The sequence below is a fragment of the Kaistia terrae genome, from assembly GCF_026344005.1.
In the GTDB taxonomy this organism is placed as follows: domain Bacteria; phylum Pseudomonadota; class Alphaproteobacteria; order Rhizobiales; family Kaistiaceae; genus Kaistia; species Kaistia terrae.
This window is the reverse complement of sequence record NZ_JAPKNH010000002.1, coordinates 610,213-636,058: the sequence shown is the minus strand read 5'-3', so window position 1 is coordinate 636,058 and position 25,846 is coordinate 610,213. Positions and strand designations below refer to the sequence as shown.

General features: G+C 64.2%; 18 protein-coding genes, 1 other RNA gene and 1 pseudogene. 2 read left to right on the top strand and 18 right to left on the bottom strand.

Going from position 1 to position 25,846, the window contains the following annotated elements; genetic code table 11:
• Positions 1-3: 3 nt before the first annotated feature.
• The 11 genes from mraY to OSH12_RS08070 all read right to left on the bottom strand — a co-directional run bounded on the left by mraY (position 4) and on the right by OSH12_RS08070 (position 11,121).
• Positions 4-1,089, bottom strand: a complete 1,086-nt coding sequence (mraY, locus tag OSH12_RS08120; RefSeq protein ID WP_266343015.1) for a phospho-N-acetylmuramoyl-pentapeptide-transferase — start codon at positions 1,087-1,089, stop codon at positions 4-6.
• Positions 1,089-2,540 carry a UDP-N-acetylmuramoylalanyl-D-glutamyl-2,6-diaminopimelate--D-alanyl-D-alanine ligase gene (locus OSH12_RS08115; RefSeq protein ID WP_266343014.1) on the bottom strand — a complete coding sequence of 484 codons (1,452 nt, stop codon included), beginning with the start codon at positions 2,538-2,540 and terminating at the stop codon, positions 1,089-1,091. The genes mraY and OSH12_RS08115 overlap by 1 nt, the downstream gene beginning before the upstream one ends.
• Positions 2,537-4,000 carry a UDP-N-acetylmuramoyl-L-alanyl-D-glutamate--2,6-diaminopimelate ligase gene (locus tag OSH12_RS08110; protein ID WP_266343013.1) on the bottom strand — a complete coding sequence of 488 codons (1,464 nt, stop codon included), beginning with the start codon at positions 3,998-4,000 and terminating at the stop codon, positions 2,537-2,539. The genes OSH12_RS08115 and OSH12_RS08110 overlap by 4 nt, the downstream gene beginning before the upstream one ends.
• A gap of 83 nt (positions 4,001-4,083) precedes the next feature.
• Positions 4,084-5,817, bottom strand: a complete 1,734-nt coding sequence (locus OSH12_RS08105) for a peptidoglycan D,D-transpeptidase FtsI family protein (RefSeq protein WP_266343012.1) — start codon at positions 5,815-5,817, stop codon at positions 4,084-4,086.
• Complete coding sequence (gene ftsL / locus OSH12_RS08100) at positions 5,814-6,278, bottom strand: cell division protein FtsL (RefSeq protein ID WP_266343011.1); 465 nt, start codon at positions 6,276-6,278, stop codon at positions 5,814-5,816. Before ftsL ends, OSH12_RS08105 begins: the two co-directional genes overlap by 4 nt.
• Complete coding sequence (gene rsmH, locus OSH12_RS08095) at positions 6,278-7,303, bottom strand: 16S rRNA (cytosine(1402)-N(4))-methyltransferase RsmH (RefSeq protein WP_266343010.1); 1,026 nt, start codon at positions 7,301-7,303, stop codon at positions 6,278-6,280. The genes ftsL and rsmH overlap by 1 nt, the downstream gene beginning before the upstream one ends.
• Entirely contained in the window at positions 7,300-7,773 is a 474-nt protein-coding gene (locus tag OSH12_RS08090) for a division/cell wall cluster transcriptional repressor MraZ (RefSeq protein WP_266343009.1), read from the bottom strand. The genes rsmH and OSH12_RS08090 overlap by 4 nt, the downstream gene beginning before the upstream one ends.
• A 558-nt stretch (positions 7,774-8,331) precedes the next feature.
• Positions 8,332-8,724, bottom strand: an RNA gene (rnpB, locus tag OSH12_RS08085) — RNase P RNA component class A.
• A 221-nt stretch (positions 8,725-8,945) separates the two neighbouring features.
• The gene (locus OSH12_RS08080; RefSeq protein ID WP_266343008.1) at positions 8,946-9,452 is read right to left on the bottom strand and encodes a lytic transglycosylase domain-containing protein; all 507 of its coding nucleotides are present in this window, start codon (positions 9,450-9,452) and stop codon (positions 8,946-8,948) included.
• Positions 9,453-9,622: 170 nt separating this feature from the next.
• Entirely contained in the window at positions 9,623-10,354 is a 732-nt protein-coding gene (locus tag OSH12_RS08075; protein ID WP_266343354.1) for an N-acetylmuramoyl-L-alanine amidase, read from the bottom strand.
• A 50-nt stretch (positions 10,355-10,404) separates the two neighbouring features.
• Positions 10,405-11,121, bottom strand: a complete 717-nt coding sequence (locus tag OSH12_RS08070; protein ID WP_266343007.1) for a J domain-containing protein — start codon at positions 11,119-11,121, stop codon at positions 10,405-10,407.
• A 106-nt stretch (positions 11,122-11,227) separates the two neighbouring features.
• Between OSH12_RS08070 and OSH12_RS08065 the strand changes: the two genes are divergently transcribed.
• Positions 11,228-12,139: a DMT family transporter gene (locus tag OSH12_RS08065; protein ID WP_266343006.1), complete on the top strand. Its 912-nt coding sequence runs from the start codon at positions 11,228-11,230 to the stop codon at positions 12,137-12,139.
• Positions 12,140-12,200: 61 nt separating this feature from the next.
• Positions 12,201-15,836, top strand: a complete 3,636-nt coding sequence (locus OSH12_RS08060; protein WP_266343005.1) for a hydantoinase B/oxoprolinase family protein — start codon at positions 12,201-12,203, stop codon at positions 15,834-15,836.
• 298 nt (positions 15,837-16,134) lie between these two features.
• Here OSH12_RS08060 and OSH12_RS08055 read toward each other — a convergent pair whose 3' ends face one another.
• From OSH12_RS08055 to metH, 7 genes and pseudogenes are all read right to left on the bottom strand, one after another.
• On the bottom strand, positions 16,135-16,839 hold the full coding sequence (locus OSH12_RS08055) for a hemerythrin domain-containing protein (RefSeq protein WP_266343004.1): 705 nt from the start codon (positions 16,837-16,839) through the stop codon (positions 16,135-16,137).
• A 96-nt stretch (positions 16,840-16,935) separates the two neighbouring features.
• Positions 16,936-17,868: an extensin-like domain-containing protein gene (locus tag OSH12_RS08050; RefSeq protein WP_266343003.1), complete on the bottom strand. Its 933-nt coding sequence runs from the start codon at positions 17,866-17,868 to the stop codon at positions 16,936-16,938.
• Positions 17,869-17,947: 79 nt separating this feature from the next.
• Positions 17,948-19,168, bottom strand: coding sequence for an alanine racemase (locus OSH12_RS08045; RefSeq protein ID WP_266343002.1), 1,221 nt, complete (start codon positions 19,166-19,168; stop codon positions 17,948-17,950).
• A 73-nt stretch (positions 19,169-19,241) separates the two neighbouring features.
• Entirely contained in the window at positions 19,242-20,300 is a 1,059-nt protein-coding gene (locus OSH12_RS08040; RefSeq protein WP_266343001.1) for a DUF2336 domain-containing protein, read from the bottom strand.
• Between the two features lie 638 nt (positions 20,301-20,938).
• Positions 20,939-21,259: an AzlD family protein gene (locus OSH12_RS08035; RefSeq protein WP_266343000.1), complete on the bottom strand. Its 321-nt coding sequence runs from the start codon at positions 21,257-21,259 to the stop codon at positions 20,939-20,941.
• Entirely contained in the window at positions 21,256-21,981 is a 726-nt protein-coding gene (locus tag OSH12_RS08030; protein ID WP_266342999.1) for an AzlC family ABC transporter permease, read from the bottom strand. Before OSH12_RS08030 ends, OSH12_RS08035 begins: the two co-directional genes overlap by 4 nt.
• A gap of 130 nt (positions 21,982-22,111) precedes the next feature.
• Positions 22,112-25,845, bottom strand: a pseudogene (gene metH, locus OSH12_RS08025) (methionine synthase).
• Position 25,846 lies beyond the last annotated feature (1 nt).

Genomic DNA, 25,846 nt, shown 5'->3' with positions numbered 1-25,846 from the left:
TACTTACCGGATCTTCAGGCTGGAGAGACCGATCAGGGCGAGGACGACGGCGATGATCCAGAAGCGGATCACGACCTGCGGCTCGGTCCAGCCCATCTGTTCGAAGTGATGATGGATGGGCGCCATCTTGAACACGCGCTTGCCAGTCAGCTTGAACGACACGACCTGGATGATGACCGAAGCGGCCTCGAGCACGAACAGGCCGCCGACGATGGCGAGCACGATCTCGTGCTTGGTGGCGACGGCGATGGCGCCGAGCATGCCGCCGAGCGCCAGCGAACCGGTATCGCCCATGAAGATGGCGGCCGGCGGCGCGTTGAACCAGAGGAAACCGAGGCCCGCGCCCAGCATTGCGCCGCACAGCACGGCGAGTTCGCCGGTGCCGGGAACGAAGTGGATCTGCAGGTATTCGGCAAAAATCGCATTGCCCGAGAGGTAGGCCATGACGCCGAACGAGGCGGTCGCGACCATGACGGGAACGATGGCAAGGCCGTCGAGGCCATCGGTCAGGTTCACGGCATTGCCGGCACCGACGATGACGAACGCGCCGAACGGAATGAAGAACCAGCCCAGATCGAGCACGAAGGCCTTGATGAAGGGGAAGGTCAGCGTGTTGGAGAGCGGCCCGGACGAAAGATGGGACACCGCGATACAGGCGACGGCGGCGATGGCGAACTCGGCGGCGAGGCGCGAACGGCCGGAAAAGCCCTTGTGGCTCTGCTTCGTCACCTTGAGATAATCGTCATAGAAGCCGATCAGACCGAAGCCGACCGTCACGCCCAACACCGTCCAGACATAGATGCTGGAGAGGTTGGCCCAGAGCAGCGTCGAGACGATCAATCCAGAAAGGATCATCAGCCCGCCCATCGTGGGCGTGCCCTTCTTGGTGACGAGATGGCTTTGCGGTCCGTCTTCACGGATCGGCTGGCCCTTGCCCTGCTTCAGCTTGAGAGCCCGGATGATCGTCGGGCCAAACAGGAAGACAAAGATCAGCGCCGTCATCGTCGCGCCGCCCACACGAAACGTGATGTAGCGGAAGACGTTGAGGCCCGAGAATTGCGCGGAGAGATCCCCCAGCAGGTAAAGCATCAGACGGGTCCTTCAATGGCGGGATCGCTCTCGACGGGCGCCGGTGCAAATCGAGTCTTCAATGTCTCGACGATGGGAGCCATGCGACTACCATTCGAGCCCTTGACCATCACGACGTCGCCGGCGGCGAGCTCGTCGAGAAGAATCGCCTCGAGCTCATTTGCGGTTTCCGCATAATGGCCCCGCATGGCGTCGGGCAAGACCTCCCAGAGCGCCAGCATCGACGGACCGGCGAGATAGGCGCGGTCGATTCCAGCCGCGACCAGCGGTTCGACCAATTCGGCATGCAACCGCAGTGTGTCGTCGCCAAGCTCCCGCATTTCGCCGAGTACGGCGATGCGGCGGCCATTCCCCTCCGTCCGCGCCTGCGCCAACACGGTGATCGCGGCGCGCATCGAGGTGGGGCTGGCGTTGTAGCTCTCGTCGATCAACGTCGCATTGCCATCGGCGATCACGAGACTGTGCCGGGCACCGCGACCCTTCGGCGCGCTCAGCCCGCCAAGAGCCATTGCCGCCTCGCCGACATCGCCACCAAGCTGGGCAACGGTGAGCAGGACAGAAAGCGCGTTCTGGACGAGATGGCGGCCGGGAGCACCGATCGTGAACTCGACGAGTTGATCGAGGATACGGGCGCTGACGCGCGAATGATCGGCCTGCATGTCGAGCGCTTCGAGGCGCGCATCGGCATCACGCCCCGTGCCGAAGGAGAGTACCTGATTGATGCCGGCATCCATGGCGAGCAAAGCCAAGCGCTCGAATTGCGGGCTGTCGCCGTTCAGGATGACGCTGCCGCCCGGCTCGACGCCGGAGAAGATCTCCGCCTTGGCGCGGGTGATGCCGTCAATGCCATCCGGGAAGAATTCCAGATGCACGCCTTCGATGTTGGTGATCACAGCCACATGCGGACGGACCTGAGCCACCAGCGGAGTGATCTCGCCGGCGTGGTTCATGCCGATCTCGAACACGGCGAAGCGGTCGTTGGCCGGCATGCGCGACAAGGTCAGCGGCACGCCCCAATGATTGTTGAAGGAAGCGGGCGAGAAATGCGTCGGGCCCTGCTCGCTGAGCACATGGCCCAGCATTTCCTTAGTCGAGGTCTTGCCGACGCTGCCGGTCACGGCGGCAATCCGCGCGGTCGAGCGGGCGCGCGAGGCGCTAGCCAGTTCCTGCAGGGCCACGAGGACATCCTGGACGACGATCAACGGGATCGTCATCCGACCAAGGCCGGAGAGCTGATCCGACGCTACGACAGCAACCGTCGCGCCATGGCCGGCGGCTGCGCCGACAAAACGATGGCCGTCAAAGCGGTCACCGCGAATGGCGAAGAAGGCGTCGCCAGGCTGGACGGTCCGGCTGTCGATTGAAATGCCGGTGACCGCAGAACCCGCGGCCGTCGGACGCCCATTCATGCCAGCGACGAGTTCGTCGAATCCCCAAAGCTTCTCAGTCATGTGCGAGCCTCCGCAGCGAGCGCCGCCGCGACGACGTCATGATCGGAAAAAGGCAACACCACGCCGTTGACGATCTGCCCGGTCTCGTGGCCCTTGCCGGCGACACAGAGCACGTCGCCCTCGCCCAGCATAGAGATGGCTTCCTCGATCGCGGTCTTGCGATCGGCAATCTGGATTGCATCCGGCGCGCCGGCCAGAATTGCGGCGCGGATGCTGGCGGGATCCTCGGAGCGGGGATTGTCGTCGGTGACGATAACGACGTCGGCATTGCGCGTGGCGGCTTCGCCCATCAGCGGGCGCTTGCCCGCGTCGCGGTCGCCACCGGCGCCGAAGACAACGAACAGACGCTTGCGCGTCATCGGCCGCAGCGCACCCAGCGCATGGTCGAGCGCGTCCGGCTTGTGCGCGTAGTCGATGAAGACAAGCGCACCCTTGTCGGTGACGCCAACCCGCTCCAAACGGCCGGGCGCCCCCACCAGCGAGCCGAGCGCGTCGATGGCGATGCGTGGCTCGATACCTGTGGCAATGGCGAGCCCGGCTGCGACGAGCGCATTGGAAACCTGGAACCCGCCGGCGAGCGGCAGGCGCACGGTCATCGGCGTGCCGAAGACGTCGAGTTCGAGCGTCTGGCTGTAGAGATCGGGTTCAGCCTTGACCAGACGGATCGACCGCCCTGCCCGGCCGACATCGATCAAGCGCTGGCCACGCCGGCGCGCCACGGCCATGACAGCTTCGGCATAAGGGCCATCGGCGTCGACGACTGCGGTGCGGCCTTCCGGTAGCAGATTGCCGAACAGCTTCAGCTTGGCTTCCAGATAGTTCGCTACCGTCGGATGGTAATCCATGTGGTCGCGGCCGAGATTGGTGAACGCGCCCGCCACGAGACGAACGCCATCCAACCGATGCTGATCAAGGCCGTGGCTCGACGCCTCGAGCGCGGCATGGGTCACGCCCTGCCGCGCGAGTTGGTCGAGAATCCGGTGCAACTGGATCGGGTCGGGCGTCGTCAGGCTGCCATACTCGGAACCAGCCGGAGACACGACGCCGATAGTGCCGATCGAGGCGGCCTGCTTTCCGGCGATCTCGAAGATCTGACGCACGAAAGCAGCGACCGAGGTCTTGCCGCTGGTGCCGGTAATGGCGACCAACTCTTCGGGCTGCAGCGGATAGAAGCGGGCTGCGATATGCGCCAACGCCATTCGCGGGTCGGACGCGCGCAGCACCGGCACGCCGATATCGTCCGGCAGGGTCACGGCATCGGGACTACAGACGACAGCCGCCGCGCCTCGCTTCACCGCATCCAGCACAAAGCGCGAGCCGTCCGCCGCCACGCCCTTCAGGGCGGCAAACAGAAAGCCCGGCTGGACAGACCGGCTGTCGGCCGTGAGGCCTGAAATCTCGATCGCCGCCGCGTCGGCGGAAAGCGCGAAGTCGTTGGAAGCTAGATCACCGAGCCGCATTCTGGGGTCGAATCCTCCCGATCGTCAGGTTTAGCGCCCGAGTCGGGCCCTTTGACCCGACTCAAGGGTTCGCTCATCGAACCTCAATACGACACAAGCATGGCGTCAGGGTGGCTTTCATTCTCTGTCCGCGGCTGGACCCCGAGAATGGCGCCGGCGCGACGGATGATGTTGGAGCTGACATTAGCCGCGTTCCACGCCGCGAGTGCTGGCAGGCCAGGCTTCTCCGGCTTCGGATCATCAACCGAAATCAGCATGACATATTCCGGATTATCCATCGGGAAGGCCGACAGGAACGAATTCAGATAGTGACCGTCGACATAGCGTCCGTTGACGATCTTCTCTGCCGTACCGGTCTTGCCGCCGACGACATAGCCAGGAACATCGGCGTTGCGACCGGACCCCTTGACCGCGTTGAAGCGGAACAGCCAGCGCATCTCATCGCTCGTCTTCTTGGAGATCATCTGAGTTGCGTCGGCCATGGCGGCTTCCTCAGTGCGCGGGAAGAACGTCGGCGACAGCAAGTGCCCGCCATTGACCAGCGCGGCATCGGCCATCGCGGCCTGCATCGGCGTGATCGCAATGCCGTGGCCGAACGAAACAGTTAGCTGCGTCGCCTGGCTCCAGCGCTTGGGCACCTGCGGCGTCGCCACTTCCGGAAGATCCGTCTTCAGGCGCGTCGAGAGGCCGAATGTCTTCAGATAAGCCTGCTGCTCTTCCTGGCCGACGGCGAGCGCCATCTTGGCTGTGCCGATGTTTGAGGAATACTGGAACACTTCCGGAACCGTGAGGAAGCGGGCCTTCGGATGGAAGTCGCGAATGGTGTTGCGGCCGACCTTGATGGGGAAGCGTGCATCAATGCTGTCGGTCATCTTGATCCGACCGGATTCGAGCGCCATAGCGAAGGTGAAGCTCTTGAACACCGAGCCGAGTTCGTAGGTTCCCGCCGTCAGGCGATTGAGGCGGTCCGGCTTGTTGGCATCGACCGGCGCGTTCGGATCAAAATCGGGCAGCGACGCCAGAGCCATGACTTCGCCGGTCTTGGCGTTGACGATCACACCCATGGCCGCGAGGGCCTGGTAACGCTGCATCGCGCCGACGAGTTCGTCGCGCAGGACATGCTGGACGCGCAGGTCGATCGACAGCCTGACCGGCTGCATGTCGGCTCCCTTGGTCGCGAAGCCTGCGCCGTGCAGGTCGCCAAGACCTCGCTCGTCGATCGCCTTCTCGATGCCGGCAATGCCCTGGTTGTCGATATTGACCAAGCCGACGATATGGGCTGCGGCGGGGCCGCCCGGATAGAAGCGGCGGTTCTCCGTCAGGAAGCCGACCCCGGGAATACCGAGATTGTGGATCTCCGACTGCTGTTTCGGCGTGATCTCACGCTTGACCCAGACAAAGCCGGCCTGGGTCGACAGCCTCTTGCGGAGTTGGGCCGCGTCGAGATCCGGCAGAACGCTGGTGATCAGCTCGGTCGCCTCGTCGGGATCGACGATCTTGTTCGGCTCGGCAAACAGCGACGCTGTCTTGATGTCGGTGGCGAGGATTTCGCCATTGCGATCGACGATGTTGGGTCGGGCGGTGGCAATCGCCGATCCGGCGTCTCCTCGCGCCGCCGAAGCGGCCGGGTCGCCCAGCCCCAGCATGACGAGGCGGCCACCGATGATGCCGTAGACCAGCATGAAGGCCATCATCGTCAGCCCGATGCGGCTGCGGGTCTGGTCGTGGCGCGCCTTGCCGGCGCCCTTCAGGGCGACATGGCGGGCGCCGTTGGCCGGACTGAACATTCCCGGGCGGTCGGTCAGCATCATCGTCATGGATTCGCTCCCGATTGGGTCGAAAGGATACGCGGACGCGGCTTGGCGACGCCGGCCTGGGCCGTGCTGGGCTTCGCAACGATGGGCTTGGCGGCAGCCAAACCGTTCCTGGCTCCGGCGCTCCTGGCGACACCGCTGGTGATCATTCCATCAAGGCTGGCGCCGGGCACCTCGATCGGCCTGTCAGGAACTTCCTCAATGCTGGCGAGCTGGCGTACATCGAGCGGCACAAGATGCAGGTAGGAGCCGTAGCGCCCCACCAGTTCCTGCAGTCGCGCCGGCTGGTCCAGGACGCTCCACTCCGCCTGGAGAACGTTCAGCAGTTCCTTCTCGCGGGCGATCTCACGCCTAAGTTCCATGACGTGATCGGCGGCACGACCAGCCCGGTCCTTCATCGCATAGGTGAGGACGGCGCCGGCGATCATCAAAGCAACCCAGATGACATTGAGTCCCCGGAGCATCACGACCTCGCCACTTTGAATTCAGGAAGAGCTGGAACACCCGCCGCGCGCGCATCGAACGGGCGCGATGGCGCTTCTGTCCGGATACCGGCGCGAAGCTTGGCGGAACGGGCGCGCGGATTGCGCGACGTTTCCTCGTAGCCTGCCACGACGGGACCCTTGGACATCAGCGTGAAGGTCGGCGCCGCCAGCACCCGCTCCGGCAGATGCCGCGAGCCGCCCGCGCGAACCTCGCTGCGATCGGCCAGAAAGCGCTTGACGATGCGGTCCTCGAGAGAATGGAACGCGACGATCACCAGTCGGCCACCCGGCTTCAGAACGCGCTCGGCGGCGGCCAGCGCCCGGCCGAGCTCGTCGAGCTCCTGGTTGACATAGATACGCAGCGCCTGGAACGTACGGGTCGCCGGATGGATCGGGTCCGTCGGCTTCTTTCCGACGACGCGCTCGACCAGTCCGGCCAACTCACTGGTGCGCAGATAGGGCTTGGCAACGCGATCCTGCGCGATGGCGCGGGCGACGGCACCAGCGCGACGCTCCTCGCCGAGAACCGAGATGATGCGAGCGATATCGCGCGCTTCCATCGTGTTGACGACGTCGGCGGCGCTCGGGCCTTCCTGGCTCATGCGCATGTCGAGCGGACCGTCGAAGCGGAACGAGAAGCCACGCTCGGCCTCGTCGAGCTGCATCGACGAAACGCCGATGTCGAGCACGACGCCATCGACCTTGTCATGGCCCTGCCCCGCCGCGATCTCGTCCAGATCGCCGAAACGACCCAGCACAAGTTGCAGGCGGCCGTCATAGGCCGAGACCATCGGCTGACCGTCGATGACGGCGTTGGGATCGCGGTCGATGCCGATCACCGAAGCGCCGGCATCGAGCAGCGCACGGCTATAGCCGCCAAGCCCGAAGGTGCCGTCGATGATGACCTGGCCGGCGGCCGGCTCAAGATGCGCAAGCACTTCGGCGAGCAGCACCGGAACGTGACGGTCGGATCCGCCTGCGTTTGTATTGTCGCCGGCGGTCATGAATCCGTACCTCCCGAGGAACGCGGTCCCGAGCCAAGCCGGCGGCGCAGTTCGCGCACGCGGTTCTTGGCCTCGTCGCGATAGGCGACGAAACGTTCCGGTTCCCAGATCTGAAATTTGTAGCCCTGACCGACGAAGGTCACGGTGTCGCCGATACCGGCATGGGCCTTGATCACCTCGGACAGCGCGACGCGCCCTTCCGGATCGATCCGCAGCACCTCGCTCTCGCCGATCAGAGTCGTCGAAAGGAATTCGTGGTCCTCGGAGAAGGGCTCGAACAGCGTCAGGCTGGCGCGGATCTGGGTGACGAGACGATTGCCGCCCGCATCGACCGCGTTCTGGTCCAGCGTCGGGCAGCAATAAAGTCCCTCGAAGCCGTCGCGCACGAGCACGGAGCGGAATGAGGCCGGAATCGAAACCCGCCCCTTGGAGTCCAGCCTGTTGGTGAAGGTTGAAACAAATTCGTCCATCACCTTTCGCGCCGGCGCTCCTTTTGAAAATGCCCATTGAGGTCCGGCCCGTATGCCGAGCCTGAAAAACACGCAATGGACGCGGACTGGAAACATCACCCCGACATGCGATGCGACCCCGTCGTTCGACCTCGATTTGTCGACCGCAGCGCCCTTGGATCGGGATGATTTGGGATACCATGGGTGAATATGGGCGTCAATGGAATCGGCCCCCACGACAGGCAGCGGCCACCGCCCTGATCACACAAGGTTAAGCTTAATTTTCCGTAGCTTTTTCAGGCCCATGCGCAAGGAATCCGCATGGTTTTCCGCCACGAGCCCAATGAGGCTCATGCAGAGGAAAATTTGCCATGCTGTGGGAATGCCGGGACGATGCCGCGGAAGAATGCCCTACCCGGCGTCACGGTGGGGCCTGCGCCCATGGGCAGGCTCGCTCAGGCCCGTTTGCGTAGCGTTCGAGACCGCGTCGCAGCGAGGGCAGTCAGCGTCGGGCAACGCGGCCCGGGTGTCGGAGCCCTGAGAGGCTACCGACACTGGGAACGTCAGAAAACGGAGAAAAATGCCAGTCGGCCTATAAGCCGGGTTCTGTAGGGCGGCGGCGAACCGCCGCGTGACGACCATTCATCTTGGACGTCCGTTACCGGACGCCTCGCGCGACCAACCCGGGCGACGAACCTGGAAACAGGCTGGGCTTGCGCCCATGTCACCCCTATTCGGTCTTGCTCCCGGTGGGGTTTACCGTGCCGTTCCCGTTGCCGGGACCGCGGTGGGCTCTTACCCCACCCTTTCACCCTTACCCGCTGCGCAAGCGTAGCGGGCGGTTTACTTTCTGTGGCACTTTCCCTGGGGTCGCCCCCGCCGGGCGTTACCCGGCACCGTGTTTCCATGGAGCCCGGACTTTCCTCCCCTGCGACCTTTCGATCTTGCAGCAGCGGTCGTCCGGCCGACTGGCTCAGGGGGCTTAGGGGGGCGACGGGTGCGGGTCAAGCCCAAAGGGGCTGTCATCCCGCAACCCGACATCAAGGCGATCCGGAAGCGTGCCTGCCACAACGGTCTCAGGCGATGCCCTGAAGAAGGCATATCAAGCCAGGCCGTTTAGCCCCTCCGGGCGATCCGCTCAGGCGGACGCCGCAACTCGGAGACTAGGCTGACGTCAGGAGGATCGTGGAAAACTAGTTGGAGGCGATGATCTGCTGGACCTTGCCGCAATAACGCAGCGGACCCTTGCTCATGCGCTTGGCGCCATGGCCGCCATTGTACTTCAGGATCGTGCCGCAGAGATCGCCACCGGCGAGCTTGCGGGCCTGGCCGAGATACATCATGCCGTAGCGGATATTGGTTGCGGGATCGTAGAGAGCCTTGGCGGTGCCCTTGTATCCCATGCCGCGCGCGGTCTGCAGACGGACCTGCATAAGGCCGATCTCGCCGACACTGCCGGTCAGGTTGGGCTTGTAGTTGCTTTCGACCGTGACAACAGCATGAGCCAGCGACAACGGAACGTTGTTGGCGGCTGCATGCGTCCGGATCAGATCATCGTAATTGCTGCGGCCAGTGGCGGCAACGCGGGTCTCATTCGACTTCAGAAGACGAGACGAACCCGACTTGGCGAAGGCAGGGGACACGGCAAGGCTGCCGGTGGCGACGATGGCAGCCAGGGCCAGTACGCATAACTTCTTCATACCTGGGGGTAACTCACTTCATTGACGATGGCGCTCTTGTCGTTGGCCAAGAGTCCCGAATTGGGGCACCGGAACTGAAATCAGATTACAGCCTTTAATAATCCGTGATCGACTTCCGGCATCGTCAAAAGTTGCGCCGACTTATCATCCGCGCGGTTCCGCAGCGGCACTTACGCCTTTTCGGACAAGGCCCTGGCCAACCGATGAAGCGTCGCAATCGTCGAGGAATCCGCGATTCCGTCGACCCGCTCCGGCCGGAAGTGACGCTGGAATGCGGTCACAACCAATTCGGTCTCCAGATCGTAAGTTCCAGAGATCTGAAGGGGATAGCCGTAGAGCGCCAGCATCGCCTGCAAGGCCTCGATCGGAGCGCCACTTTCACCAGCGCTAAAAAAACGACCACCCCGAATCGGCTCCGGCTCGACGTAATGGCCGATCCCCGAGGAAGCGAGACGGCCCCAAGGGAACTTCTCGCCGGGGTCGCGCTTGCGCGCCGGCGCAACGTCGGAGTGAGCAAGGATTCGTTCCGGACGAATGCCGTGTCGAGCGCAAATGTCGCACGCCAGCGCTATGACGGAATCGATCTGGACGTCGGGAAAATCGGGGTAGCCATGATCATGGCCCAGATTGGCGATCTCGATTCCGACCGACCGGGAGTTGATATCACCCTCGCCGTGCCAGGACGAAACACCCGCATGCCAGGCGCGATCCCCCTCCCGGACAAGCTGCGTGATGGCGCCATCCTCGGCCACGACATAGTGGCACGAGACATTCGAGGCCGGATCCGACAGCAGTTGGATCGCCGCCTCAGCGGTCTTCATGTCGGTATAATGCAACAGCAGGATATCGATCGCGACGCCCTCGGCGCGCAGTCCGAAACTGGGCGACGGCCGCCAGACCATGTTCGGCAACGTCACGCCGGGGATCGCCACGTCAGCCACGTCTTTCTCCATCATGCAAAGGCCCGCTCGCGACGGATGCGGTCATAGGCGCCGTTCAGGGCGGCAAGCTTGGCGGTGGCGATGGCAAGAAACTCCGCAGGGACGCCGCGCGCGATCAGCTTGTCGGGATGCGTCTCGGAAACGATGCGACGATAGTGTCGCTTCACGTCGTCGTTGGAAGCGCCGCGATCAATGCCAAGGATGAGATAGGGATCGCCCTCCTCCGGCACGATATGGCGGCTGCTGATGCGGGCGAAAGCCGCCTCGCCGATGCCGAAGATCGAGGCGACATGGTCGAGAAAGGCCAGTTCGTCCTGATGCACCATGCCGTCGGCCTTGGCGATGTGAAACAGGCCGTCGACGATGTCCTCGAACACGCTGGAGCCTGGATCGAACAGGCCGGCCAGCTTGCGCGCATAGGCATCGAAGCCGGCCAGATCCTGCTTGGCCAGATCGAACAGCCGCGCCACGTTCTGGTGTTCGGTCGCCGGAATATCGAAAAGCTGCTCGAACGCCGTGACTTCATCGCGCGTGACGACGCCGTCGGCCTTGGCCATCTTGGCCGAAAGCGCGATCATCGAAACGGAAAAAGCGACCTGCCGCCGGTCTTCCGGCGAGCCGGCCAGCATCGTGCGGACTGTTTCTATCAAATCATCCAGGGCCCGCCCGAGAGTGCAGGTGCCAGGAAGAGAGCAGATGAGATCGCCGAGTCGTTGCCAGATTGTCATGGGCTGACAATAAACACGCACCGTGCCGAGCGCGAGAGTCCAGGGTGTCGCGCACGTCACCGATCCACGATAGAAGGACATTCAATCCGCGCACCGCGAGAATATCTTGTCTCCCTCCTCCCATCCTGCCTCCCGCGACCTGGTCGGCTATGCGCTCGGCCTGGCCGGTGTCGTCATCTTTGGCGCCACCCTGCCGATGACCCGCATCGCCGTCGTCACCTTCAGCCCGTGGTTCATCACCTTTGGCCGCGCCGCCGTCGCCGGCGTGCTCGCGGCCCTACTCCTCGCCGTCATCCGTCGCCCCCTGCCGGACCGCAGGCTGTGGCCGGCGCTGGTCCTTGGCGCAATCTGCACGACGATCGGATTTCCCGGCTTTTCCTCGCTCGCCATGCAGACGGTGCCCGCCTCGCATGGCGGCGTCGTGCTTGGCGTGCTGCCGCTGGCAACCGCCGTCGCCGCATCCTTCATCAATGGCGAGCGGCCGTCGCCGGTGTTCTGGTTCTGGAGCCTGGCAGGCGCCGCGATCGTCGTCGCCTTCACCTTGCGGGCGGGAGACGCCAGCTTCGGCCATGGCGACCTCTATCTGCTGCTCTCCTGCGTCGCCGCCGCAACCGGCTATGCCTGCTTCGCCAAGGTGACGCGCAGCGTTGGCGGCTGGGAGACGATTTCCTTCGCGCTGGTGCTGATGCTGCCGGTTTCGATCGCGGCAAGCTCCTTTCTCTGGCGCGACAGCTACGCCGCCGCCCCGCCCGAGGCGATCGCCGCCTTCGCCTATGTCAGCCTGTTCTCGATGTTCATCGGCTTCTTCTTCTGGAATGCCGGTCTGGCGCTGGGTGGCGTTGCGCGAGTCGGCCAGGTGCAGTTGCTGCAGAGCTTCGTAACCCTGGCGATCTCGTCGCTAATGCTGGGCGAGACGATCGGGCTGGAGACCATCCTGTTCGCGCTCGCCGTCGTGGTCATCGTGATGATGGGTCGCCGCGCCGCCGTTGCCCGCCGGCCGGCGCCGATCGCATCGTGACGGATTGACGGACGCAGCCTGAGCCTTACTCATGCGCCCGGGCTTCAATCGCGCGAAGGGCATGACGATGACGCAGTGGGACTTCTGGATCGATCGCGGCGGCACCTTCACCGACATCGTCGCACGCGATCCCGAAGGCCACATCCGGGCCCACAAGCTGCTCTCGGAAAACCCCGAGGCCTATCGCGACGCCGCCGTGCAGGGAATTCGCGAATTGATGGGCGTCGCCCCCGGCGCGTCGATCCCGGCCGGGTCGATCGACACCGTGAAGATGGGCACCACCGTCGCCACCAACGCGCTGCTTGAGCGCAAGGGCGATCACACGCTGCTGCTGATCACGAAGGGATTTCGCGACGCGCTGAAGATCGGCTACCAGGCGCGACCGGACATCTTCGCCAAGAAGATCGTCAAGCCGGAACTGCTCTATGAGCGCGTCGTCGAGGTTTCCGAGCGGGTGCGCGTCGATGGCACGGTCGAAGCGGAGCCGGACAATGCCGAGGTCGAGGCAGCCTTGCTCGACGCCTATGCCAGCGGCGTCCGCTCCGTTGCCATCGTCTTCATGCACGCCTGGAAATATCCCGAGCACGAGGCACGCGTCGCCGAGATCGCCCAGAAGGTCGGCTTCCCGCAGATATCGGCCAGCCACCAGATCTCGCCGCTGATGAAGCTGGTCGGACGCGGCGACACCACGGTGGTCGATGCCTATCTCTCGCCGATCCTGCGCCGCTATGTCGAGCAGGTGGCTGGCGAACTGGGCGGCACGGAAGGCGCCTCGCCGCGCCTGATGTTCATGATGTCGTCGGGCGGCCTGACGGCGGCCGAGCTGTTTCGCGGCAAGGACGCAATCCTTTCAGGCCCTGCCGGTGGCGTTGTCGCCGCCGTCGAAACGGCGCGGCAGGCCGGCTTCGGTCAGGTCATCGGCTTCGACATGGGCGGCACCTCGACTGACGTCTCGCATTATGACGGCGTTTATGAGCGCTCCTTCGAGACGGAGGTCGCGGGCGTGCGGATGCGCGCGCCGATGATGCGGATCCACACGGTCGCTGCCGGCGGCGGCTCGATCCTGCATTATGAAGCCGGCCGGTTCCGCGTCGGCCCGGATTCGGCCGGCGCCGATCCCGGCCCCGCCAGCTACCGGCGCGGCGGCCCCCTCGCCGTCACCGACGCCAATGTCATGACCGGCAAGTTGCGGGCAGAGCATTTTCCAAAGATCTTCGGACCCGGCCGCGACCAGCCGCTGGACGCCGGCGTCGTTCGTGCCCGCTTCGAGGCGCTGGCATCCGAAATCGGCGACGGTCGCAGCGCGGAAGAGATCGCCGACGGCTTCCTGCGGATTGCCGTCGAGAACATGGCCAACGCCATCAAGAAGATCTCGGTCCAGCGCGGCTATGACGTCACCGACTACGCCCTGAACTGCTTTGGCGGCGCGGGCGGCCAGAGCGCCTGCATGGTCGCCGATGCGCTCGGCATGACGACGGTGCTGGTGCATCCCTTCTCCGGCATTCTCTCCGCCTATGGCATGGGCCTCGCCGACATCCGCGCCAGCCGCAGCCAGGCGGTGGTCAGGAAGCTCGCGCCGGAGACACTGCCCGAGCTTTTGACGCTTGCCTCAGGTCTCGAAACCGATGTGAGGGCGGAACTGATAGGCCAGGGCGTCGAGGCTGCGGATGTCTCGGTCTTCATCCGCGCCCATCTGCGCTATGACGGCACCGACACGCCGATCCCGGTCGACGTGCTGGCGGAAGGGTCGGACTGGCTGCCATTGGGAAAAATCCTCGGCGGCTTCGAGGATGCGCACAAAAAGCAGTTCGGCTTCGTCTTCGAGGGCAAGGCGATCGTCGTCGAGAGCCTGGAGGTCGAGGCGGTCGGCGGCGGCGCTTCGATCGAAGAACCCGCCCTCGACGCACCAGAGAGCCGGCCGCAGCCGTCTGAGACGGTCTCGGTGTTCTCGAATGGCGCGGCGCATCCAGCCGGCATCTTCGCCCGCAACAGCCTCACGCGCGGCGCCATCATTGCCGGTCCCGCGCTGATCATCGAGCCGCACCAGACCATCGTCGTCGAGCCCGGCTGGCAGGCTCAAATCTCGCCGCGCGACCATGTCATGCTGACCCGCGTCGAGGCGCTCGACCGCAGCCATGCCATCGGCACCGATGCCGATCCCGTCATGCTGGAGGTGTTCAACAACCTCTTCATGTCGATCGCCGAGCAGATGGGCGTGACGCTACAGAACACGGCCTATTCGGTGAATATCAAGGAGCGGCTGGATTTTTCATGCGCCGTCTTCGACGCGACCGGCGCGCTGGTCGCCAACGCGCCGCACATGCCGGTGCATCTAGGCTCCATGGACCGCTCGGTTGAGACGATCATCGAGTTGAACCGGGGAACGATGCGGCCGGGCGATGTCTATGCGCTCAACGCGCCCTATAATGGCGGCACGCATCTCCCCGACATCACCGTCGTCTCGCCGGTCTTCGACGATGCCGGCGAGGAGATCCTGTTCTTCGTCGCCAGCCGCGGCCACCACGCCGATATCGGCGGCACCGCGCCCGGCTCGATGACGCCGCGCGCGACCACCGTCGACGAGGAAGGGGTTCTCATCGACAATTTCGTCCTCGTCGATCGCGGGAACTTCCGCGAGGCCGAGCTGGTCGAACTCTTGACCAACCACCCCTGCCCCGTTCGCAACGTCACGCAGAACATCGCCGACCTGAAGGCGCAGATCGCCGCCAACGAGAAGGGCGTGCAGGAGCTCAGGAAGATGGTCGGGCATTTCGGGCTCGACGTCGTCATCGCCTATATGGGCCATGTGCAGGATAACGCCGCCGAGAGCGTGCGGCGGGTGCTCGGAAGCCTCAAGGATTCCGAATTCGCTGTCGAGACTGACCAGGGCGCGATGATCCGGGTAAAAATCAGCGTCGACCGCGACAAGCGCGAGGCGACGGTCGATTTCACCGGCACGTCGCCCCAGCAGAAGACCAATTTCAACGCGCCCGAACCCGTCACCCGCGCGGCAGTGCTCTATGCGTTCCGCGTCATGGTCGAGAGCAACATCCCGATGAACGCCGGCTGCCTACGGCCGATCCACATCGTCGTTCCCGAGGGTTCTATGCTGGCGCCGCGCTATCCGGCCGCCGTCGTCGCCGGCAATGTCGAGACCAGCCAGCAGGTGACAAACGCCCTGTTTGGTGCGCTGGGCGCGTTGTCGTCCTCGCAAGGCTCGATGAACAACCTCACCTTCGGCAACCAGACATATCAGTATTACGAGACGCTCTGCTCCGGCGCTCCGGCCGGCGTGTTCAATGACGGCACCGGCTTTGACGGCATCGACGGCGTACATGTCCACATGACCAATTCGCGCCTGACCGATCCGGAAGTGCTGGAATTCCGCTTCCCCGTCCTGCTCGAGGATTTCCATATCCGCGAGGGTTCGGGCGGGCGCGGAAAATGGTCGGCCGGCGGCGGCACGAAACGGACGATCCGCTTCCTGGAAGAAATGGAATGCGCCATCCTCGCCTCGCACCGGCAGGTTGCCCCGCATGGCCTCATGGGCGGCGATCCCGGCGCGCTCGGCAAGACCGAGGTGCGCCGCAACGACGGCCGCATCGAGGAACTCGAAGGCTGCGACCAGACCGTGCTCGCGGCCGGCGAGGCTGTCATTGTCACGACGCCGACCGGTGGCGGGTTTGGAAGGGCCTAACTTCGCCAGACACAGGCTGTAGGCTTGGTCTGGCCGTCAGGCGACCTTCCCAAAAGATCGAACTCCGAACCTGCAATCCACCGTCTCCGCCCCCCATCATCCTGAGGTGCCTCGCGGTAGCGAAGCCTCGAAGGAGGGGCCAGTGAAACACCGGAACCTCCCTTTAGCTCTGATCACGCGGCTTGCTGCTTGATGCCTGGGCCAGACGGACGCCATGAGTTGTCTGGATGCTCCTTCGAGGCCCGGCTGCGCCCGGCGCCTCAGGATGATGATCGTGCGGCTTGCAGCAGGTAACGGCTCAGGCCGCCTTCGCCAGCGCCGCCTCAAGCGCCTGCCAGTCGGACGGCGTCAACACCGGCTTGACGCCCATGTCGACGATCGCCGCGAACACCGGCACCGGCATGGCGGCCTTCATGCCGCCCAGCATCGCCAGCCTTTCGGCCGGGTTCATCGCCGGGATCATGATGCGGATGAATTCCATCATCATGCCGGGCTCGACCGAGCCGACAATGCTGCCTTCGATCGCCGCCAGTTCGTCATCGCGAAACAGCTTGTGGAGGAGCGACAGGGTTTCCGTCTCCTCCTCGATCATGTGCTCGAAATCATGCGCCTGGAACTTAGTGTAGCGCAGGTAGAGCGCCCGCAGCATGGGCGAGCGCTGATCCGGCGCTGCCGCCTCGATCTGCGACAGCATTCCCTCGAGTTCCTGGAAATCACGCTCGTGATCGTCGTGGTCGTCGGCCAGGCGCTGGGACGCGCCGACGCTCCGCTTCTCGAGCTCGGTATGGACGAACCGGTCTTCATGCTTCAGGTGCATGCGCCCCATCGTGACCATCAGGCGGAGATCGCGGATAAGCCCGGCGACATCCGTCTCGTTCAACGGATCGATCGCGCCGAGGCGGATCATCAATTGTCCCTGGGCGCGCCGCAGGCCCTTGTGGATGGTGGCGTAGAGGTTGTAGCGCGTCTCATCGACGTAAACGGCTGTGGTGGCGGTCATCATCAAACTCCTCGAATCCCTAGAGGGAGGGCGGAGTACAATGTGACGTTAGGTCAGGCTGTGATGCAAATCACTTGCCCTTATTGCGCGCACTCGCCGTCATTGCGCGTAGGACATCGGGATGCTGGCCGGCGGCGTATAGGGGCCAGAGGCCGGAACCGAAGGCGCTTGGCCCTGGAGAATCTGGTCGCCCGGATAGGGCGCGGAGGCGTCCGGCGCACCGAGATTGTCGTCGAAGCGATAGGTGAAGGCCCGCTGCTCCATATTGGCTGGTGCTGCGGGTGGCGGCGTCTGCAGCAGCGTCGCCATCGGGATGCCGGTATTCGGATCGAGCGGTGTCGGGCCCGGCATGTCGAGCTTCGGCCGGCAATAGCGGGACGTGCCGGCTGCGTTGTGGCGGGCCAGATCGATGTGGATGTGGTCCTCGTGCAGGCGGTTGGAGCCCGGCCCGAGCACGGTGGTGAAGTATTCGCAAGCAGAGATCAGCGTCTCACGCAGAAACGCCTGGCTGGCCGGATCGCCGCGCCGCCAGTCGGTCTTGACGCGGATCGTACGACCATCGGCGAGACGGAAGCCGGCGACATCGAAGGCATTGGCGAAGGAATGTTCCGAAAGCTTGGCGCCATGGCGGTTGTTGCGTGACCGGCAGGAGTAAGTGCCCATGGTCAAGACTTCGGTGACTGGCATGCCGAAGCGAGCCTGCGCCGCCGGCTGGACCGACAGGCGGATCCAGCGTTCCATGGCATTGGTCATCATGCAGCCAAGCACCACATCGCCGCCGGTGACGGCGACGATTCCGCGCTCGAATGCGTTGACCTTCAGCGGCCGTTCGATGCCGCACGTGCCCTTCCCTTCCACTTCCTTCGCCGGGCGCTGGAAGTAGGACGGGACAACGAGCTTTTGAGCGTAACAGGCTCGCTCCGTCGCATCCCGCCAGCTTTCCCTTTCCTCCCCAAGGAAGTTAAGGGCACAGCCGGAGAGTGAGACGAGAGCGAGCACAGACGCGGTACGCAACGCTACGCAACTGAACATGCTGCGTAGAATGCGTCCGAAGCTCTTAAAGAATAGTCAACCATAACTTCAACTCAAGCGAGCAGCCGAACAGGCTTCGCTACTCGCCCATGGTCTCGATGCTGGCAAAGCCCTCGACAGGGCCGGCCGCCTCGAAGGGGGTCGTCACCTCGACGAAGCTGTCTGGATAGAAGCCGTTGAAGCGGGTGCGCAGTGACAACGAATAGGCGCCGATATGGCCGATCTCGATCCAATCGCCCATGCCGATACTTTCCGGCAGGTAGAACGGCCGTGACAGGATATCGACGGAATCGCAGGTCGCGCCGCAGACGCGGAATGGCACGACCTTCTCCCCGTCGACGCTGCGTTTCCGCCGCGCGGGATCGGGCAGGTGGCGCGCCGGCAGCGTGATCTTGCCCGTCCAGGAATCGGAAAGCGACGACCAGATCCCGTCATTGATGTAGAGGCGCCTGCCCTTCTTCAACAGCACGCGCACGACGACAGAGAGACAGCGCGCGACGATAACGCGGCCGGGCTCGGCTACCAGCGGCACGTCGCCAAAGCCCCATTCCTGCGCCTCGCGCACGACATCGGCGATCAACGCGCCGGTTTCCGGCCGCACTACCTGCTTGCGGCGAGGGTCGCTTCCATAGGCGGCCGGAAAGCCTCCGCCTATATCGAGCGCCGCGAGCTCGACGCCGGCGCGAGAGCGCACCCAGGCGGCGGAGGCCAGCGCGCGCTCATACGTGTCGGTGTCCTCGACCTGACTGCCGACGTGGAAACAGAGCCCGACCTTGAAACCGAGCTTGGCGATCCGTTCGATCAGCTCGACGGCATGTCCCGGCGCCGCGCCGAATTTTTTGGAAAGTTCATAGGCAGCATGGCCGCGTGTCGCGAGGCGCACAAACAGTGTGATCTCTTCCGGATCGAGATCGAGCGCCCGCACGATGCGGAGGATCTTGGCGATCTCGTCCTCATGATCCACGGCGATGACGCGAATGCCATAGGTCTCCAGCGCCAGCCTTATGTCCGACTGCGCCTTGACGGGATGCATGTAGAGAAGCTCGGCATTCGGCGCGACGGCGCGGGCGGCGGCGAATTCGGCCGGCGACGCGACATCGAAGCAGTCCACCCCGGCATCGGCCAATGTCTGCAAGACCAGCATCTCGCCATTGGTCTTCACGGCATAAGCCATGCGGCCCGGAAAGGCCGATTTGAACGCTAGCGCATCGTCGCGCAGCACACTTGGGCGAAAGCAGTAGAGCGGCTGGTCCGGACGGAGCTTGTAGGCAGCGTCGCGGGCGGTTTCGAAGCGATCCATCGTTCACGACCCCGTATGCCGGTTACCCATGAACGCTATCAGCGGCGGATCACCACGGGAACCCCATTCGGGGTCAGCCGGCCGGGTTCTGCAGGATAGGCTGCGCGGGCGATGTATCCGTGCCATGGCGGGCGCGCAGGAAGCGCAGCGTATTGGCGACGTCGTCGGGACCAAGGATCTGATAGGCCCGGACCAGAGCTCCGATGGCTTCTTCCGAATGGCCATGGCGGCGGCCCCGGATCGTCGCGATAGCCGCAAACGTCTCGACGCTGACACCGGCTGCCTTGCAGAGCACGGCGAGTGGCATCGTGTCGGGCTTCGCAATCATCCGGCTCACCATGTCGACCGGGAGCCCGGCGAATTCGGCGAGCAGGCCAGCCACCTCGAGCATCCGATCGCCCGAGGCGACCGTGGCGATGACCTCGGCGACGGCATTGAACGATGGCTCGATGTCGGCGTCGGCCGCTTCTTCCGACCGAATCTGGCGCGAGGGAAGCGGAATGACGACACCATTGCCTGAGGGCTTGGCGAAAGACCGCCGCGACCGCGTGGCAGATGGGGCCGAGCGGATGTCCAGCACCTGTCCGCGCAACTCCTCGTTTGCCTTGAGCGCGGCCTGGCGCTGCGCCAGCGTCTGCGTGGCCTCGTCCACCAGCATCGTCAGGCCATGCTGCGAGAAACGCACGCCGGGGTTTTGCGCCAGAAGGCGCAGCACGGCCCGATCGCCGCGATCCAGCAGCGCGTCGGAAACCGCTTCGGAAAGACGCGGACGGGCAGCGATGGCGCAAAGCCGGTCGTGCGGCAAGCGCCCTGCCAGCGCGACGAGATCAGCATCCGCGAAAGCCATCGACCGGCGCAGGACCGGCTCTGCCGTCTCGATATCCTGCGTCGCCAGAAACTGCAGCAGCGCCGCCGGAGCGTTGGATAGCTCTGCGATGCGCTCGACGAGCACCGCCCGCTCGACCGCGTGCATCGCGCCGAAGACGCCAACGATGATCTCGCAATAGAGTGCAGCCGTCGACGGCGATACCGCCGCGCCGGCATTGCCGAACAGATCGGTGATCGAAGCCAGCAGCTCGGCTCTACGCGCCGGCGAGGTATCGGTCTCGGGCTCCGTCCGGCAATCATCCATGCTGGTTTTCCGGCGCTGTTGTCATGGCCGGACGGTCGCAGCGAAAGCATAAGAAACGATTGAGAGGCGCGGTTTCCGGGAGGTTACCACGGCCGCAACCATTCGACGGATCGCCGCACCGGGCGTGCAAGAAATGAGCGTCCGTTGATGATTTGGGCGACATTGCAGCGGAACAAAGCCACTGCCGCTCCGATTTTCCCCAAGGAGATTTGGGAGATTATTCCACGGCTTACCCGATTTACGGCAGGATTGCGCCGCCTTCGCGGCAAAACCCGCAATTTGAGCTCTTGCGAGAAACTCCGTTCACGTTAATATTTAGGCTGGAAGTTGGGCGTGAAAGAGAGACCCGGGAGATGTCCATGAGCCTCGCTAAACCGTTCCATCTGCTGGCCGTAAGTGCCGCATTTCTGTTCGTCGCGGCGATTGTATTGGGAGCGATCTAGGCGCTTCCGCGGCCACTTGTATTCTCGACAGCGTATCTGACAGACCGGAGCCGAGTCTTTTCTCGGCAGTCCGGTTTTTTATTGCCCGGCTTCCCTCGCCAGATCGGCCGGAAGGTCGCGGTTGGCGCTGGTTCAGGCGCCGCCTGCTCTATCTGACCTCTGAGTCGGGGCGCAGACGCAAAGCCTGAGACCAAGTCAGCCCCCGAATGCCGCCCGGCTTGCGGCAACAACCGCCATGCCCGCGAACGCCGCCAGAATGTCGCTGCGACGCCAGAAATAGACGGCGATCGTCGCGGCAAAGGCCGCATATTCCGCCGGGCCGCCATGCGCCGCGATCGGACCGAGGATCGAGCCCATGATGGCAAGCGGGAGCGCTCGCAGCCACGCTTCGACACGCGGCGTCACCACCACGAACCGCATCAGAAAAAAGCCGGCAATCCGGGTCAGATAAGCGGCGATCGCCATGGCGATGACGATGACCGCGAAACCGCCCGTGGTGTTCGGATCGAGATTCATGGCTGCGATCCTCCGGTCCCGTCCCCGCCTCGGCTTGCGCCGCGCGGCATGAAGGCCGCCGACAGGCTGCCGGCCATACCGCCCGCCAGCACGTGCCACGAGCCGCCGACGAAGCGGTCGAAAATGATCGCCACTACGCCACCGATGACGAAGGGCAGGACGTCGGCCCTGCCCCTCCAGAAGCCACAGGCCAGCGACAGGAAAAAGGCCGGCAGGAAGAAGTCGAGGCCGAGCCGGCGCGTGTCGCCCAGCAGCTGGCCGAACCCCGTGCCGGCAATGGTGCCGGCGACCCAGCCGACCATGCAGCCAAGCCCGAGCCCGGCAAAAACAGCGACGTCCCGTCGGCCAGCGTCGCGCTCCTGCATCGCCGTCGCCCAGTTCGCATCGACCATCAGGAACATTGAGGGATAGGCGATCCAGGGCGAGAGGCCGCGCATCCAGGGCTGCATGGCGGCGCCGAACAGCACATAGCGGGAGTTCATCGCGACCACGGCGACCACGACGGCAACCAGCAGGTCGGGCGCGTGCCAGCTGTGCAGCGCCAGCAACTGCGCCGTACCGGCATAGACGAAGACGCTCATCGAGGCGGCGCCGAGGATCGAGATTCCGACCTGGCCGGCGAGTACGCCGAACACGACGCCGAAGGCGACCATGCCGGGAAAAAGCGCAAGGCCTTCGAGGAAGCCGCGGCGGAAGCCGGCGGCGGTGAATGTGGCCGACATGGGACTGTTTCTGAAAACGAGGCGAAGTGGGGGGACGATTGCTGTCCCTAACGGATTCCGCCTCGCGGTTCCAGAGCCGTCAGCGCGGGAGTCTGGCATGCCGCCACGCCGGCGGCATGCCTTCTCAAATCTACTCGGCCGCTTCGACCCGGATCGGGTCGTAGTTGAGCACCGGCGCCAGCCAGCGCTCGACCTCGCGGATTTCCCAGCCCTTGCGGGCAGCGTAGTCGGCGACTTGATCAGCCTCGATCCGGCCGACGCCGAAATAATAGCTGTCGGGATGGCCGATATAGAGACCGGAGACCGACGAGCCCGGCCACATGGCGAAGCTCTCGGTCAGCAGGATGCCGGCCTCTTTCTCCGCATCGAGCAGGTCGAACAAAGTGCGCTTTTCGGTGTGGTCGGGTTGGGCTGGATAGCCCGGCGCCGGGCGAATGCCGGCATAGGCCTCGCGGATCAGTTCCTGGCTCGAAAGCGCCTCGTCGGAAGCATAGCCCCAGAACTCGCGCCGCACCCGCTCGTGCATCCGCTCGGCAAAGGCCTCCGCCAATCGATCCGTCAAAGCCTGGCTGAGGATCTTCGAGTAATCGTCATTGGCGCGATTGAAACGCTCGGCCATGACTTCCTCGCCGATGCCGGTGGTGACGGCGAAGCCGCCGACATAGTCGGCAATCCCCGTTTCCTTCGGCGCGACGAAATCCGACAGAGCCACATGCCGGCGCTTGTCGGTCGAGCGGGCGATCTGCTGGCGCAGAGTGAAGAACGTAGCGAGGTCCTTGTCGCGGGAATCATCGGCATAGAGCGCGATGTCGTCACCGACCGCGTTGGCCGGCCAGAAACCGATCACCGCATTGGCCGAGACCCACTTCTCCTCGACCATCTGCTTCAGCATCACCTGTGCGTCGTTGAACAGCGAGCGGGCGACTTCGCCGACCTTCTCGTCTTCGAACAGCAACGGATAGGTGCCCTTGATCTCCCAGGTCGCGAAGAACGGCGTCCAGTCGATATAGGGAACGAGTTCCGCGATCGGATAATCCTTGAACACCTTGGTGCCGAGGAAGCTCGGCTTGACCGGCTTGTAGCTGGTCCAGTCGAGCTTCAGCCCGTCGGCGCGTGCGGCGGCGAGCGTGATCCGGCGCTTATTTTCCTGCGCGCGGGCATGGGCGTCGGCGATCTTGACGTAATCCGCCTGCACATCGGCGACATAGGTCGCCTTGTCGCGGCCGAGCAGGCTCGACGCGACGCCGACGGCGCGGCTGGCATCGAGCACATAGACGGCCTGGCCCTTGGCGTAGTTCGGATGGATCTTGACGGCGGTATGCACTTTCGAGGTCGTGGCGCCGCCGATCAGCAGCGGCACGTGAAAGTCTTCACGCTCCATCTCAGCCGCGACATGACACATCTCGTCCAGAGACGGCGTGATCAGGCCGGAGAGACCGATGATGTCGACGTTCTCGGCCTTGGCGGTGGCCAGAATCTTCGCTGCCGGCACCATGACGCCGAGGTCGATCACCTCGAAATTATTGCACTGGAGCACGACGCCAACGATGTTCTTGCCAATGTCGTGCACGTCACCCTTGACCGTCGCCAGCAGGATTTTTCCCGCCGAGGACGAGCCCGTGGTGCCGAGGCGCCGCTTTTCTTCCTCCATGAAGGGCAGCAGATAGGCAACGGCCTGCTTCATAACGCGAGCAGATTTCACCACCTGCGGCAGGAACATCTTTCCCGCACCGAACAGGTCGCCGACGACGTTCATGCCGGCCATCAGCGGGCCTTCGATGACGTCGAGCGTCCGGGTAGACCGCGTCCGCGCCTCTTCCGTGTCGAGCTCGATGAAATCGGTCAGGCCGGAAACCAGCGCATGTTCCAGCCGCTTTTCGACCGGCCACTCACGCCAGCTGAGATCGGCTTCCTTCTTGGAGCTGGCACCGCCCTTGAAGCGCTCGGCAATCTCCAACAGCCGCTCCGTGCCATCGGCACGACGGTTGAGGATGACGTCCTCGCAGAGGTCGCGCAGTTCCGGGTCGATGTCGTCATAAACCGGCAGTGCGCCGGCATTGACGATGCCCATGTCCATGCCGGCGGCGATGGCATAGTAGAGAAACACGGAGTGCATCGCCGCGCGAACACTCTCATTGCCGCGGAACGAGAACGACAGGTTCGAGATGCCGCCCGAAATATGGGCGTGCGGCAGGTTCTGGCGGATCCAGCGCGTCGCCTCGATGAAGTCGACGCCGTAGTTGTTGTGTTCCTCGATGCCGGTCGCAATGGCGAAGACGTTCGGATCGAAGATGATGTCTTCCGGCGGATAGCCGATTTCCTCTACGAGGATCTTGTAGGCGCGGGCGCAGATCTCCGTCTTGCGCTCAAACGTGTCCGCCTGCCCCTTCTCGTCGAAGGCCATGACGACCACGGCCGCGCCATAGCGGCGCAGCTTGCGAGCATGCTCGCGGAACTGGTCCTCGCCTTCCTTCATCGAGATCGAATTGACGATCGGTTTGCCCTGGACGCATTTCAGGCCTGCCTCGATCACCGTCCATTTCGATGAATCGATCATGACGGGAACGCGCGCGATATCGGGCTCGGCCGCCATCAAATTGAGGAAGGTGACCATCGCCGCTTCGGAGTCGAGCAGGCCCTCGTCCATGTTGACGTCGAGGATCTGCGCGCCATTGGCGACCTGTTCGCGCGCGACGTCGAGCGCCGCCGAATAGTCGCCGGCGGTGATCAGCTTGCGGAACTTGGCCGAGCCGGTGACGTTGGTGCGTTCACCGATATTGACGAAGACGGCGGTCGAAGAGGTCATGAGGCGAGTTCAAACGGTTCGAGGCCGGAAAGACGCAGCTTTGGAACAACGGTCGGCAGGACGCGCGGTGCGAGCCCCTTGACCGCTTCTGCGATGGCGTGGATGTGGTCCGGCGTCGTGCCGCAGCAGCCGCCAACGACGTTGACGAGGCCCGACTGAGCGAATTCGCCGACCAGCACAGCCATCGCGGCCGGGCTTTCGTCATATTCACCAAATTCGTTCGGGAGACCTGCGTTCGGATAGGCGCAGACCAGCGTGTCGGCGATGCGCGAGATCTCGTCGATATGGGCGCGCATCTCGCGAGCGCCGAGTGCGCAGTTCAGGCCGATGGAAAATGGCCGCGCATGGCGCAGCGAATACCAGAACGCCGTCGGCGTCTGGCCGGAGAGCGTGCGGCCCGAGAGGTCGGTGATCGTGCCGGAGATCATCACCGGCAGCTCGATGCCCTTTTCCTCGAACACGTCCTCGACGGCGGCGACCGCAGCCTTGGCGTTCAGCGTGTCGAAGATCGTCTCGATCAGGATCAGGTCGGCCCCGCCGTCGACGAGGCCGCGCGTCGCGTCGGCATAGGCCGTTCGCAGGTCGTCAAAGGTTACGGCGCGAAAGCCCGGATTGTTGACGTCCGGCGAGATCGAGGCGGTGCGGTTGGTCGGTCCGATCGCACCGGCAACGAAGCGCGGACGACCCGTCGCCGCGGCGACCGTATCTGCCGCCCGCTTGGCGACGCGCGCCCCTTCGAGATTCAACTCATAGGCCAGCTCTTCCATGCCGTAATCGGCCTGGGCGATGGTGGTCGACGAGAAGGTGTTGGTCTCGACGATGTCGGCGCCGGCCTCAAAATACTGGCGATGAATGCCTTCGATGGCGTCCGGCTGCGTCAGGATGAGCAGGTCGTTATTACCCTTCAGGTCGCGATGCCAGTCCTTGAAGCGCTCGCCGCGAAAGTCCGCCTCCGAGAGCTTCAGCTGCTGGATCATCGTGCCCATGGCGCCATCGAGCACGAGAATGCGCTCGGAAGCGGCGCGGTTCAGGATGGCTGTCGAAGCTGGAATGCTCATG